11 protein-coding genes are annotated in these 12,547 nt (G+C 64.6%); 5 read left to right on the plus strand and 6 right to left on the minus strand.

The genetic code is table 11. The features are described from left to right. Positions 1-19: 19 nt before the first annotated feature. Positions 20-1,627: a hypothetical protein gene (locus E5K00_RS04380; protein WP_135462043.1), complete on the minus strand. Its 1,608-nt coding sequence runs from the start codon at positions 1,625-1,627 to the stop codon at positions 20-22. 151 nt (positions 1,628-1,778) lie between these two features. Between E5K00_RS04380 and E5K00_RS04385 the strand changes: the two genes are divergently transcribed. After that, positions 1,779-3,365 carry a hypothetical protein gene (locus tag E5K00_RS04385; protein WP_135462044.1) on the plus strand — a complete coding sequence of 529 codons (1,587 nt, stop codon included), beginning with the start codon at positions 1,779-1,781 and terminating at the stop codon, positions 3,363-3,365. A gap of 215 nt (positions 3,366-3,580) precedes the next feature. On the opposite strand, the gene E5K00_RS04390 is transcribed toward E5K00_RS04385, so the two are convergent. Then, the gene (locus E5K00_RS04390; protein ID WP_135462045.1) at positions 3,581-4,702 is read right to left on the minus strand and encodes a DNA topoisomerase IB; all 1,122 of its coding nucleotides are present in this window, start codon (positions 4,700-4,702) and stop codon (positions 3,581-3,583) included. 340 nt (positions 4,703-5,042) lie between these two features. Here E5K00_RS04390 and E5K00_RS04395 point away from each other — a divergent pair, with 340 nt between their 5' ends. Beyond that, positions 5,043-5,861 (plus strand): M48 family metalloprotease, encoded by an 819-nt coding sequence (locus tag E5K00_RS04395; RefSeq protein WP_135462046.1) that lies wholly within the window; start codon positions 5,043-5,045, stop codon positions 5,859-5,861. A 142-nt stretch (positions 5,862-6,003) separates the two neighbouring features. Continuing rightward, positions 6,004-7,140 (plus strand): App1 family protein, encoded by a 1,137-nt coding sequence (locus E5K00_RS04400; protein ID WP_135462047.1) that lies wholly within the window; start codon positions 6,004-6,006, stop codon positions 7,138-7,140. Between the two features lie 312 nt (positions 7,141-7,452). On the opposite strand, the gene E5K00_RS04405 is transcribed toward E5K00_RS04400, so the two are convergent. Beyond that, entirely contained in the window at positions 7,453-7,887 is a 435-nt protein-coding gene (locus tag E5K00_RS04405) for a YybH family protein (protein ID WP_135462048.1), read from the minus strand. A gap of 13 nt (positions 7,888-7,900) precedes the next feature. Further along, entirely contained in the window at positions 7,901-8,641 is a 741-nt protein-coding gene (gene mtgA / locus E5K00_RS04410) for a monofunctional biosynthetic peptidoglycan transglycosylase (protein WP_135462049.1), read from the minus strand. A 125-nt stretch (positions 8,642-8,766) separates the two neighbouring features. On the opposite strand from mtgA, the gene E5K00_RS04415 reads away from it, so the two are divergent. Both E5K00_RS04415 and E5K00_RS04420 read left to right on the plus strand, forming a co-directional pair. Next, a complete protein-coding gene (locus E5K00_RS04415) occupies positions 8,767-9,402 on the plus strand; it encodes an LON peptidase substrate-binding domain-containing protein (protein ID WP_135462050.1) in 636 nt (211 codons plus the stop codon). A 96-nt stretch (positions 9,403-9,498) separates the two neighbouring features. Then, positions 9,499-10,764, plus strand: coding sequence for a metallophosphoesterase (locus tag E5K00_RS04420; RefSeq protein WP_245328204.1), 1,266 nt, complete (start codon positions 9,499-9,501; stop codon positions 10,762-10,764). Here the strand turns inward: E5K00_RS04420 and E5K00_RS04425 are convergent. Together E5K00_RS04425 and E5K00_RS04430 are read right to left on the minus strand one after the other, a co-directional pair. Continuing rightward, on the minus strand, positions 10,721-11,608 hold the full coding sequence (locus E5K00_RS04425) for a diacylglycerol/lipid kinase family protein (protein WP_135462051.1): 888 nt from the start codon (positions 11,606-11,608) through the stop codon (positions 10,721-10,723). The two genes, E5K00_RS04420 and E5K00_RS04425, sit on opposite strands and share 44 nt — an antisense overlap. Positions 11,609-11,722: 114 nt before the next feature. Further along, the gene (locus tag E5K00_RS04430; protein WP_135462052.1) at positions 11,723-12,532 is read right to left on the minus strand and encodes a M48 family metallopeptidase; all 810 of its coding nucleotides are present in this window, start codon (positions 12,530-12,532) and stop codon (positions 11,723-11,725) included. Positions 12,533-12,547 lie beyond the last annotated feature (15 nt).

The raw sequence follows: 12,547 nt of genomic DNA on the forward strand, positions 1-12,547 counted from the left end.
TTCATCCGCAATGCCCGGGTTAAAACAAGCGGTGCCGCAGCAGCCAGCCGGCCGCGTCAAACTCGGTGGCGGCGGGCACGTAGGGTTCCACTTTCACGGGCTTGGCCACGGTGATGAGGTTACCGTCGCCACTGTCGTACACCATCACGTTGGCGGGCTTGTCGGCGGCGGCGTTTTGCAGCACCACTTTATCCTGGCCGGCCCCGTCGTAGATGCCGATGGCGAAGCGGTGGTCGGGCAGGCCCCGCAGCTCGAACACGTCGTTACCGCCCAGACCGAAGATCTTGATGGAGCGGGTTTGCTGGTAAGAAAACGTGCGCTGGCCGACCAGGCTGTCGGGGCGGCCGGCGTGCAGGCTGTACTGGCTCACGCGTAGCTGCCCCGCGCCGGCCGGCTCCAGCACGAACCGCTCGGGCTGGTCGGTGCCCGGAATTTCAACTTCGCGGGCCAGCAGCTCATAAAAACGGGCGGCTACGGCCTTGAGCTGGTCGCGGCGGCCGCGCAGGTTTTCCGTGAATTCGCCGCCGGCCTGGGCATACACTTCCTTGGGCCAGAGGGCCAGGGCATCGGCAATAACCGGGTCGGACAGGCTACGCTGCATCGAGTCGGCGACCTGCTCGAAATCCTGGGCCGTGAGATACACCAGCAGCGACTTGTCCATGGGCCGGGCGGCGCGGTTGAGGCCTTCCACGTCGCTGAGGCGGATTTTCTGGTGGAAGCTCTGGTAGTTAGACTTCACCCAGCCGATAATGTGGGTAAAAAAACCGTCGTCGAACTTGAAAAAGGCGTGGTCCCGGTCGCGCGGGATGGCGCGGTAGACGGTAGCGCCGCCGGCCGCCGGAAAGCTGGCCCAGCGCCACTGGTCTTCGCGCCGGCTCCAGTCGCCGAGCCACATATCGAACAGGCGGGCCCGCAGGTACCAGCGGGCGTCGATGCGGTGCCGGGGGTTGTAGGCCAGGTTGGTAAACACCTTGCGGGAGCTTTCCACCTTGGCCGAGCGGCCGAAGCTGCTCACGCCGCGCTGGTCGCCCTCGGGCCGCTCCTCGAACAGGTAGAGGGCATTGGCAAAGCTCTTGCGGAACTCGCCCAGGGCCGGGTCGTCGGCCACGTACACCAGCCGCGGGTTGGTATGGTACACGCCCGCCGCCGCCGCCAGCGGGGCCACGATATAAGCGCCGTAGGGGTTGATAACGCTGGTTTGATCCTTCATCAGCCGCCCGATGGGGCCGTCGCGCAGGCCTTCGGGCAGGGCCTTGGTAGCATCCTTATCCACGGAGCGCAGCACGTACTCGGTGCCGTTGCGGTCGAGCAGGCGCAGGTTTTTGGTTTGGAAGCTGCCGCCCTCCCGCACCGGGGTCAGGCCGCCGGGCACGGCCGTGCGCAGGTTGAACACGGGCGCTTCTACGGGCGTGGCCCAGATCCGGCGGTAGTGCTTGCCCCAGAAAAAGCGGTGCACCGGTCCGCGCAGGTACTGGGCTCCGGCGGCCACGCGCACGGTGGAGTCGGGGCTGATAACGGGAGGGGCCGCCGCCGGCGCGGCTGGCGCGGAGCAGGAGGCAAACAGCAGCCCGCAGCCCAGGGCGGTACTCAGCACGGCGGGATTCCAGACACGGTAGGAAAAGGACACGAAGCAGGTGAACAAGGGCGGAAAAATGACGGGCCGCGGCCCATCCCGCCCTTATAGCGCAAACCAAAGCCCAGCGGTTGTGCTTGCTTTAGCGCCCACCTTTACCGCGCAGCTTCGTTGAAGGACTCAAGCCGCGCTTTTCCCCGCTTCAATGACGACTCGTTTATCCCCGGTTTTCTTCCTGCTTTTGTTTTCCAGCTGCGTCCGGCAGCACTATTTTCAGCCCGACGCCCGCCTGCCCGGCGGGCCCCAGCCGGCCAGCCCCGACAGTGCCCGCGTGACGGTGGGCCGCCACTACCTGCGCGGCCCGATTCACCACTTTTTTATGGGCAAGCACTACCGCCAGGTGTGGGCCACGCCCGTGGTAGTCCCGGTGTTCGACCTCAGCAAAACGGTGCCGGGCGGGCTGACGGCGGGCAAGATGGGCGGGGGCTTCCAGAGTACGAGCATCACGCTGGAAGGCCCCAAGGGCCGGGAATACGCCCTGCGCACCCTCGATAAGGACCCGTATAAAACCCTACCCAAGGTGATGCGCAAATCGTTTGTGCTGAACGTGGTGCGCGACGCCACTTCGGCCGCCAACCCCTTTGCCGCCTTCGTAGTGCCGCCCCTGGCCGAGGCGGCGGGCGTGCTGCACACCAACCCGCGGCCCTACTACGTGCCCCCGACCGAAACCCGGCTGGGCCCTTCCTCCAACCTGTTTCAGGGCAAAGTGGTGATGCTGGAAGAGAAATACGACGGGAAGGAAAACCTGACGCCCGCCTTCGGGGCCGCCCGCGACTTGCAGGACAGTGACGACGTGCTGGCCGCCCGCTACGCTGACCCCGCCCACCAGCTCGACCAGCTGGCTTTTGCCCGGGCGCGGCTGCTGGATATCTGGCTCGGCGACTGGGACCGGCACGAGGGCCAGTGGCAGTGGGCCGTGTACGAGCAGAACGGCCGCACCCTGTACCGGGCCGTGCCCAAAGACCGGGACCAGGTGTTCTACCGCTTCAGCGACGGGCTGATTCCGTGGCTGGCCAGCCGGCGCTGGGCCGTGCGCAAGTTCCGCACCTTCAAGCCCCAGTACGAAGACATCGAAGGGCTGGTAAAAAACGCCCGCTTCATCGATGAGCGGGCCTTGTCGGAAGTAACGCGGGAGCAGTTCCAGCAGCTGGCCCACGAGTTGCAGCAGCGGCTCACCGACGCCGTCATCGACCAGGCCCTGCACCAGTTTCCGGCGCCGGTTTACGCCCTGGAAGGCGCGCGTACGGCGGCGGCGCTGCGGGCCCGCCGGGCGGCCCTGCCCAAGGCCGCCGATACGTTTTACCGCCTGCTGGCCCGCCGCGTGACCGTGGCCGGCACCGACCAGGCCGAGCGGTTCGTCGTGACGCGGGCTTCCGACACGGCTACAGTAGTGAGCGTCTACCGGATTGCGGACAAGGGCGCGTCGGCCACCGATACGCCCCTGTACCAGCGCAGCTTCCGCCCCGGTGAAACCCGCCGCATCGTGCTGCACGGACTGGGCGGCGAAGACCGGTTCGAGGTGAGCGGCGAGGTGAAGCGCAGCATCCGGGTCGACATCTACGGCGGGCCCAACGCCGACGCGGTAGTCAATACCTCCCGCGTGCGCCGGGGCGGCAAGATGACCTACTACTACGACACCAAGCGGGGCAACACCATCGAGCCGGGCCACGACTTCAAGGACCAGACCCGCTCGGGCGTGCAAATGCACGCCTACGACCGGGAAGGGTATTAACTTCCGTTTTGAGCATACGAAAAGAGGCTGCCAGGTATCTGGCAGCCTCTTTCTCGTTTAGCAGTAGCTGAGGGTGTAGAAAACAATCCGCAGTTCATCAGAATATTCTACAAGAACTGTAGAAAACAATCCGCACTTCACCGGAATATTCTACAAAAGCTGTAGAAAACAACCCGCAGTTCGCCAGAATATTCTACACCCTGGGTACAGCCTGGCTACTTGGCCCGCTCGACTTCGGCCAGCATATCCAGCACCATGTGCTCAGTGGGCGTGAGCAGGTCGTGTTCCTGGGGGTCGGCGTTGTGGCGGCGCAGGTACTCGATGAGCTTATCCGAGTTGAAGAGCTCCACCACCTGCGGGTGAATGTAGTACTTGCTGCACACGGTGGGCGTGTTGCCCAGGCCCGAGGCCACGTCTTTCACGGCCCGCTTCAGCACTTTTTCCTTGGGCAGATCGGGCTCCTGCTCCAGCACGGCCTCCAGGCATTCCACCATTTTCACGGTGCCGCCCCAGGTGCGAAAGTCCTTGGCCGAGAGGTTCAGCCCCGTGACGGTGCGCAGGTACTCGTTCACGTCGCCCGACTCCAGCTCCTGGCGGTGCCCATCGGCCGCATAGTACTGAAACAGGTGCTGGCCGGGTATTTCCTTGCACTTCTGCACCAGGCGGGCCAGCTTGCGGTTGTGCAGGCTCACGTCGTGGGCCACGCCCTTCTTGCCCACGAAGGAGAAGTTCACTTCGTCGCCGGCGACCTGCACGTGCCGGTCGCGCAGGGTGGTCAGGCCGTAGCTCTTGTTTTTCTTGGCGTATTCCTTGTTGCCGACCCGGATAAAGGACTGGTCCATCAGGGTCAGCACCAGGGCCACGACTTTTTCCCGGTCCAGCTGGGGGCGTTTCAGATCCTGAGCCATGTGCTGACGCAGCTCGGCCAGCTTTTCGCCGAAGGCGCGCAGGCGACTGAACTTGGTCAGGCTGCGGGCCTGGTCCCAGGCGGGGTGGTAGATGTACTGCTTGCGGCCCTTGGCGTCGCGGCCCGTTACCTGCAAATGGGCATTGGCCGAGGGCGCAATCCAGACGTCGGTCCAGGCCGGCGGAATCACGAAGCCGTGGAGGCGGGCCAGCACTTTGGCATCGGTCACCTTTTCGCCCTTGGCGTCGAAGTAGCTGAAGGCGCCGGTGCGGCCGGCCTTGCGCGTGAGGCCCGGCTTGGTATCGGAGAGGTAGCGCAGGCCGGCCAGCTCGGCCTGCCGGGCGGGGTCTTTGTAGAGGATGTGGGCTTCATCCTGGGGTGCCAGGTGCTTTTTCTTGGTTTTGGGGCGGGGAGCGGCGGAGGTGGGCATAGAGAAGATACGAGTGGCCCGCAGACGTTGACGGGCCCGGGGTTCTCTACGCAGAAACGCCGGCCGGGGTCAGCCCCACCCGTGGGCAGCAGCCCGACCGGGGCCGGCACCGTATTTTTTGGGTGGCCCCCCGCCGGCCGCACCGGGCCCGCAGCGGCGGCTTTCGGGCTTTTTAAGCGCCCTCTGCGTCAGGGGAAAACGCCCGCCGAAGCGGGCTGCGGCCGCCGCGGCAGCAACACGGGGGGCCGTTGGGGCGTATCGAAGCCGGGCCTTTCTGGCATTGTTTTTTCTTTTGCCGGTTGCACTCCGCTTCTTTTTCCCTGTTTAACCTTTCCTTTCCATGCAGCGCGCATTCCTCAAATCTCTCTTCCTCTTCTCCCTGGTGGCCGGGCTGGGCTTTACCAGCTCCTGCTCCAAAGACGGCGACAATATCCTGCTCTTCTCGGTGGAGGACGACAAAGCCCTCGGCGACAAAGTAGCGGCCCAGACCGACTCGATGTTCCGGGCCGACCCGGCCAAAAACGGCCGCCTGCTGGAGCGCGCCAGCAACCCCCAGGCCTACGCCGCCCTACAGGTGGTCGTCGACCGGGTGCTGAACTCGGGCAAGCTGGCCCACCGCGACGACTTCACTTGGGACGTGAAAATCGTGCAGAAGGACGACATCCAGAACGCCTTTGCCACCCCCGGCGGCCACATCTACGTGTACACGGGCCTGATTAAGTACCTCGACCACGAAGCCGAGCTGGCCGGCGTGCTGGGCCACGAAATTGCCCACGCCGACCGGCGGCACACCTCCCAGCTGCTGCAGAAGCAGTACGGCATCGACATTCTGCTGAGCCTGCTGCTGGGCGACAACCCCAGCCAGCTGGCGCAGATAGCCACCGGCCTGGGCTCGTTGCAGTTCAGCCGCGACTATGAGCGCGACGCCGACGACTACTCGGTGGTCTACCTCAACGGCACCCAGTATTCCTGCGACGGCGCGGCCGGCTTCTTTATCAAGTCGCAGCAGGAAGGCGCGGGCGGCACGCCCGAGTTTTTGAGCACCCACCCCAACCCCGAAAACCGGGTAGCCGCCATTCAGAACAAAGCCAAGGAGCTGAACTGCCAGGGCAAAGCCACGAACGACGCCAACCTGAACGCACTGAAAAGCGTGCTGTAAGGCCCCAGGGCCCTGCCCCTCTCCTTTCGAAAGCCAGCTGCCCCGGTAGCTGGCTTTTTTGTTTTTGGGCCCGCCGGGTATAACTCTGGGGGTGGGGCCCTGCGTAAGCACTACCCCGGCATTTGCTTTCTTTACGCTTCCTATGGCTCCTTTTCTCAACAAACTCGGCGACTGGGCCGAAAAAGCCGACGACCTGATTCTGCGGGCCCGTACCCGGCTGGGTTTGCTCGACCCGCTCCAGATCGTTCCCTACCGCAGCTACGGCACGCCCACGCGCCTCTACGTGAAAGGCCGCCTGCTCACCGACAAAGGCATTGGCGAGCCCGACCCCAGCGACTCGCGCTGGCACAACCTGCTTGACATGTACCGTCGCTTCGAAAGCAACGAAATTGCCGGCGCCCAGCTGCTGGTGCGCCCAGCCGATGCGTCCGAGCACTTGGTCGTGACCGACGAGGAAGGGTATTTCAGCCTCAACCTGGAGCCCCGGCAGCTGCCCGAGCCCATCGACTTTATGTGGTACCCGGTCGAAGTGCTGCTCAAGGCCGTGCCCAGTCCGCTGGCCCTGCCCGCCGGCCTGGCCGCCCACGCCCCGGTGCTGATACCGCCGGCCGATGCCGAATATGGCATTATCAGCGACCTGGACGACACCGTTATCCAGACCTCGGCCACCGACATGCTGCGGATGGCCCGCACGGTGCTGCTGCGCAATGCCCGCTCCCGCCTGCCCTTCAAGGGCGTGGCCGAGTTTTACCGGGCCCTGCAGCTGGGCCGCAACGGCAAGCGCAACAACCCGTTTTTCTACGTCAGCAGCAGCCCCTGGAACCTCTACGACCTGCTCGAGGACTTCCTCAACCTCAACGACATTCCGCCCGGCCCGCTGCTGCTGCGCGACTTCGCCGTGGTGCGCAAGTCGGCCCAGGACACCTCGGAGCACCACGGGCACAAGCTCAAGGAAATCGACAACATCCTGCTGACCTACCCCAAGCTACAATTCGTGCTCATCGGCGACAGTGGGCAGGAAGACGCCAACATCTACCGCGAAGTGGTGCGCCGCCATCCGGGCCGCGTGCTGGCCATCTACATCCGCGACGTGCTGCGCCCCGACCGGGCCGCGCTGGTGGAGCGCGTCTCGGAAGAGCTGCGCGGCGACAAGGTGGAAATGCTGCTGGTGCAGGACACGGTGCAGGCCGCCGAGCACGCCGCCAAGGCCGGCCTGATTTACACCGAAGCCATTCCGGCCGTAGTCGAGGACAAGCACAAAGACGAAACCACTGAATAATGTGCTCAGGTGCTAATGTGAGGAATGTGCTACTGCTCAGGCAAGCCCTGATACTTGAGCACGTAGCGCGAAGTTCTACTTCGCGAGACGTCCGCGCCGTTACAACGATAGTCCTAGCACGCCGTGCGAAGTAGAACTTCGTGCTACACGCAAAAGCCCTTTCTCGTCGCAACGGGAAAGGGCTTTCTGGTAAAAATAAATTTGTCATCAGCAGCGGGCGGATTGACGCCGCTTGAGGAGCGGAATGTCGTGCCTCCTCGCCATGACACGAGGTTGGCCTTAGCACATTCCCCACATTAGCACCTGAGCACATTAACTGGAGTGGTCGGCGACGATGACCCACTGGCCCTGGAGGCGGCGGAAGACGAGCAGAAAATGGCCTTCCAGGTCGCCGGCGGCGGGGCGGGCCAGGTGCCAGCGGCCCACGACGTGCGCCGTTTCGGGGCCGTCGGGCGTAATGCGCAGGTTAGAAAACGTGAGCTGGCCCATGGCGGCGGCATCGGGGTAGCTGCGGCGGTAGTTGTCCAGGGTGGGCTGCCAGCCGTAGGTCAGGCCCCGCTTGCCGATGAACACCAGCGAGTCGGACTGCCAGTAGCCCTGCATGAAGCCGGCCACGTCGCCGCGGTTCCAGGCGGCCGTTTGGGTGGCCAGCACCTGCTGAATGGTAGCACGGGTAGCCGCGGGGCGCACGGTAGCGCAGGCACTGAGCAGCAGACTACAGCTGGTGGCAACAAGAACGTTTTTCATAAGAGCAGGCTGGTTAATCTTCAATCAATTCCCGCACGTAGGTGGTGCCACCCAGGCGGCGCATGTTGCGCATCACGCGTCGCTGCTTGGCGCGGGCCGCGGGGCCGGGGTTGCTGGCCCGAAACCGGAGCGGGTTGGGCAGCACGCCGGCCAGCAAAGCCGCTTCGGCCGGCGTTACCTGGCTGGCCGGCTTGTGAAAGTAGCGCTGGGAAGCCGCCTCCACCCCGAAAGTGCAGTCGCCCATTTCGGCCACGCTCAAGTACATTTCCATGATGCGGCGCTTGTTCCAGAGCAGTTCGATGAGCATGGTGAAGTAGGCTTCGGCGGCCTTGCGCACGTAGCTGCGGCCGTGCCAGAGAAACACGTTTTTGGCGACCTGCTGCGAAATCGTGCTGCCGCCCACCAGCTTCTTGCCGTCCCAGTTCACTTTCACGGCGCGCTGCATGGCGTTGAAGTCGAAGCCGTGGTGCTTGAGAAACAGCTGGTCTTCGGCCGCAATCAACGCCAGCGGCACGTGGGGCGACACCTCGTCGAGGCCCTTGAAGTCGTAGCTGACCTGGCGCTCCTGCTCCCGGATGCCGTAGTAGCCCTTGCCCACCGGGGCGTGGGCGCGGCGCTCCAGCATCAGCCAGGTAGCGGGCGGGGCCACCCAGCGGTACACCAGCACCCAGGCAATGGAGGCCAGAAATAAGGCGGCGGCCACCTGCAAGGCGACCCGCCAGGCCTGCTGCCAATACCGTTGATATGTTGTCACGCGCTGCGGAAAAGGTTCAGCGCCCAATAGGGGCACCCGCCGCAAAAATAGCGGAAATATGGCCGCCGCGCCGTACCCCGGCGGCTTTTGCCCGTACCTTTTGTACCTCCGCTTGTTGTACCTGTATGTCGCGCCTATTAGCCCTGTTTCCGCTGAACCTCGTGGTTTTTCCCGGTGAAAAACTCAACCTCCACATCTTTGAGCCCCGCTACCGCCAGTTGGTGCAGGACTGCGTGGCCTCGGATATCACCTTTGGTATTCCGCCCTACCTGAACGAGGGCGTCAGTGATTTGGGCACCGAAATGCGCCTGCTCGGCATCGACAAGCAGTACGACAACGGGGAACTGGACATTCGCACCAAAGCCGTGGGCGTGTTTCGGATCCGGGAATTTTACCGGCAGGCCCCCGGCAAGCTCTACGCCGCGGGCACCATCGACGACGTGGCCGACGACCCCGAGCAGGATCCGGAGCTGAAGGCGCGCATTACGGAATACGTGCAGCAGCTTTACACGGCCCTGGGGCTGCGCAAGCTGTTCGTGGATTTGCCCGCGGCCTACCGCGTCTACGACATTGCCCACAACCTGGGCCTCTCGACCGAGCAGGAATACCAGCTGCTGGAGGCTACCAGCGAGCTGGAGCGCCAGCAGCTGGTGCTGGAGCATCTGGAGCGGATTCTGCCCGTCATCATCGAGGCCGAGCGGCTCAAAGACCGCGCCCGGCTCAACGGGCACTTCAAGAACCTGACGCCGCCCAACTTTTAGCGGCTGCTTCCATTCTGAATCCAGTGGTGGCGGGCTGTTATCAGCCTGAACCTGCCGCCGTTCCGTATAACGCATGGTTACCTACTCCGCCGCCGCTTGCTGACTTTCACCACTCTTTTGTACCTACTGGCCGCGCTGGCGGCGGGCGTATCCGTCTGGCTGCTGTGGCGCTACCGGCAGGAGCGGCAGTACCGGCGGCAGCCCTACGTGGCAGCCTCGGAAACGGGCTGGGCCGCACAGCAGCCGGCCCCCGACAGCCCGCTGCGCCACCGCATGGCCCTGGTCGGCGACCTGGGCGCGGTGGCCACCGACGGCTCCGACCCGGTGCTGAGCCTGCTGCAAAGCTGGCTCCGGGCGGCCGGCGAGGCCAGCAGCGTCGTGGTGCTCGGCGACAACGTCTACCCCACCGGTATTCCGGCGCCCACCCACCCGGGCCGGGCCGCCGCCGAGCAGCGGCTCGACGTGCAGCTGGACGCTTTCCGGACCTACGCCGGCCGGGTGATTTTCCTCAGCGGCAACCACGACTGGAACAAGGGCCGCCCGGACGGCTACCAATATTTGCTGCGGCAGGAAGCCTACGTGCTCGACCACCTGCCCGGGGCCCTGTACCTGCCGGCCAAAGGCTGCCCCGGCCCCGTAACGCTGCAATTAGCCGAAGGCCTGCTGCTGGTGGTGCTCAATACGCAGTGGTGGGTGCAAAACGGCCCCCGACCGCTGGGCCCCGAGTTTGGCTGCACGGCCACGTCGGCCAAGGAGCCTTTTCAGCAGCTGCAGGAAATTCTGGAGCTCAACCGGCACCAGCAGGTGGTGGTGGCCGGGCACCACCCGCTGTATTCCAACGCCATGCACGGGGGCAAGTTCACGACCAAGCAGCACCTGTTTCCGCTGACGGCCGCCCACAAAAAGGCCTACCTGCCCCTGCCCCTGCTGGGCTCCCTGTTTCCGGTGTACCGCCAGCTGGTGGGTGCCGAAGAAGACATGGCCCACCCACCCTACCGCAAGATGCGCCGCCGCCTGCTGCGCGTGCTGCACCAGTTTCCGGGCGTCATCTACGCCGCCGGCCACGACCACAACCTGCAGTATTTTCACTACCGTCAGGGGCATTACCTGGTCAGCGGGTCGGGCAGCAAAACGGCTTTCGTGCAGCACGGCGGCAAAGCGACTTTCGTGCACGAGCACAAGGGCTTTTTCGGGCTGGAGTTTTACCAGAACGGCGACGTCTGGCTGCGCACCTTCGAGGCCGGGGCCACGGCCGAAGCCGGGCCGGGCGCGGAGGTGTTCCGCAAGCAGCTGGTCGGTAGCCCCGGCGGCCGTGCGGCTACGCCGACGGCAGCAGCACCCGCAAGCTCCGCGGCCGAATAGTGACTTCCACCGGCACATCCATTTCCTGGGGCTCCCCATCAACCTGCACCAGCACCCGCGCCTGACCGGGCACTTCTACCCGGGCCTGCCGGCAGCGCAGCCGCCGGGTATACACCGATTCGTCGAAATTCTCGGTGTAGAGCTGGTAGAGAATACCCAGGGCGGCCGTGCCGGGAAAGGGCTCAATCAGGCAGATTTCAAACTCCCCGTCGTCGAGCTGGCTGTCCGGGTTGATAACGACGTTGCTGCCGAAGGTCTTGGCGTTGGCCACCGTCACCATAAACGCGGGCCCCTCGAAGGTTTCCCGGTCGGTGACGATGCGGTAGGTGGCGGGCTCGTAGTTGAGGTATTCCTGCATGGCAATGCGCACGTAGGCCCCGGGCCCGCGCGTGTCGCCGTTGCAAAACCGCTCCACCACCAGGGCATTAAACCCCAAATCGGCCAAATGGGCGCAGAACGCCTCGCTCACCCGCAGCGTGTCGATGGCCTGCACCTGGTGGTCCCAGATCAGGCGCAAAGCCGCCGCCTGCTCCTGCGGAATGCCCAGGTCCTTGGAAAGGCCGTTGCCCGAGCCCAGCGGCACAATCCCCAGCGGCACTTCCGTACCGGCCAGGGCCGTGGCCACCAGGCTCACGGTGCCGTCGCCGCCGGCCGCGAATACGGCCTCGTACGGCTCCCCTGCCAGCCGCTGGCGGAGCTTTGCCAGGTCATCCTCGCCCGTGGTGTGGAAAAACGCGGCGTGGCGGCCCCGCTCCGAGCAGTACGCCGCAATATCCGCTTCCAAAGACGACTTGTCGATGTCGCCGGAAATCGGGTTTAGCACAAACAGCAAATGATGTAACATGGGGAGGTTGGGTGGATGCGGAGCAGATGCGGTAGAATTTGCTTTTCCTACGGCAATAAACGCACTGTGGCCGAGCTTGCGCCCGGCCACAGGATAAAAAGTAGGTTGGGTAGCTTATTGCTTCAGCCCGGAAGGCAAGCCCTGGGGAAAGTCGGCGGCAATGTCTTTTTCCAGCTCCCCGATGCGGTTGCCGGGGTTGGGGTGGGTGCTCATGAACTCCGGCGTGCGGCTCCCGCCCCCCGCCTGCTCCAGGATCTGCATCACCTGAATCATGGCGCGGGGGTCGTAACCGGCCTGGGGCGTGAAGTCCACAGCCAGGCGGTCGGCTTCGAGCTCATCCTGGCGGCCGAAGCGCATGGTAATCAGCTTGGAAACCATGGCCGTGGCGGCCGCGGCGGCGGCCGTGCTGGGCCGGTCGGGGTCGTACACGGCAATGGCGGCGGCGCCGGTCAGGCCCTGGGTCAGGCTCGATTTGGCCACCTGCTCGGCCGAGTGCCGCGCTACTACGTGCCCGATTTCGTGGGCCAGCACGCCGGCTACCTGGCCTTCGGAGCGCAGGTTTTTCAGCAGGCCCGCCGTAATGAAAATCTGGCCACCGGGCAGGGCAAAGGCGTTAATCGTGTTTTCGTCGGCCAGCAAGTGAAACTGAAACTTGTAGGGCGTCTGGCCGGCTTTGGTGCTGCGCACGATCTGCTGGCCGATTTCCTCGACCCGGGCCGCGGCCTGGCGGTCGGGGTGCAGGCCGCCGTACTGCTGGGCCATTTCGGGCGCGGCCTGCAGGCCCAGGGCAATTTCCTGTTCCGTCGTCATATCGACGTGCTGCACTTCGCCCGTCACTTCGTTGGTCGAGCGTTTGCAGTAGTAGGTTATCAGTGAAAACCCGGCAATCAGCAGGGCAATCAGGTAGCGGAGTCCTCCTCTCATGGTGGTGTGGTGGTA

Source organism: Hymenobacter aquaticus (genome assembly GCF_004765605.1).
GTDB classification, from domain to species: Bacteria; Bacteroidota; Bacteroidia; order Cytophagales; family Hymenobacteraceae; genus Hymenobacter; species Hymenobacter aquaticus.

Coding starts and splice junctions, on each gene's coding strand:
- E5K00_RS04385 (WP_135462044.1), top strand. CDS start 1,779: ATGACGACTCGTTTATCCCCGGTTTTCTTCCTGCTTTTGTTTTCCAGC.
- E5K00_RS04390 (WP_135462045.1), bottom strand. CDS start 4,702: ATGCCCACCTCCGCCGCTCCCCGCCCCAAAACCAAGAAAAAGCACCTG.
- E5K00_RS04395 (WP_135462046.1), top strand. CDS start 5,043: ATGCAGCGCGCATTCCTCAAATCTCTCTTCCTCTTCTCCCTGGTGGCC.
- E5K00_RS04400 (WP_135462047.1), top strand. CDS start 6,004: ATGGCTCCTTTTCTCAACAAACTCGGCGACTGGGCCGAAAAAGCCGAC.
- E5K00_RS04405 (WP_135462048.1), bottom strand. CDS start 7,887: ATGAAAAACGTTCTTGTTGCCACCAGCTGTAGTCTGCTGCTCAGTGCC.
- E5K00_RS04415 (WP_135462050.1), top strand. CDS start 8,767: ATGTCGCGCCTATTAGCCCTGTTTCCGCTGAACCTCGTGGTTTTTCCC.
- E5K00_RS04425 (WP_135462051.1), bottom strand. CDS start 11,608: ATGTTACATCATTTGCTGTTTGTGCTAAACCCGATTTCCGGCGACATC.
- E5K00_RS04430 (WP_135462052.1), bottom strand. CDS start 12,532: ATGAGAGGAGGACTCCGCTACCTGATTGCCCTGCTGATTGCCGGGTTT.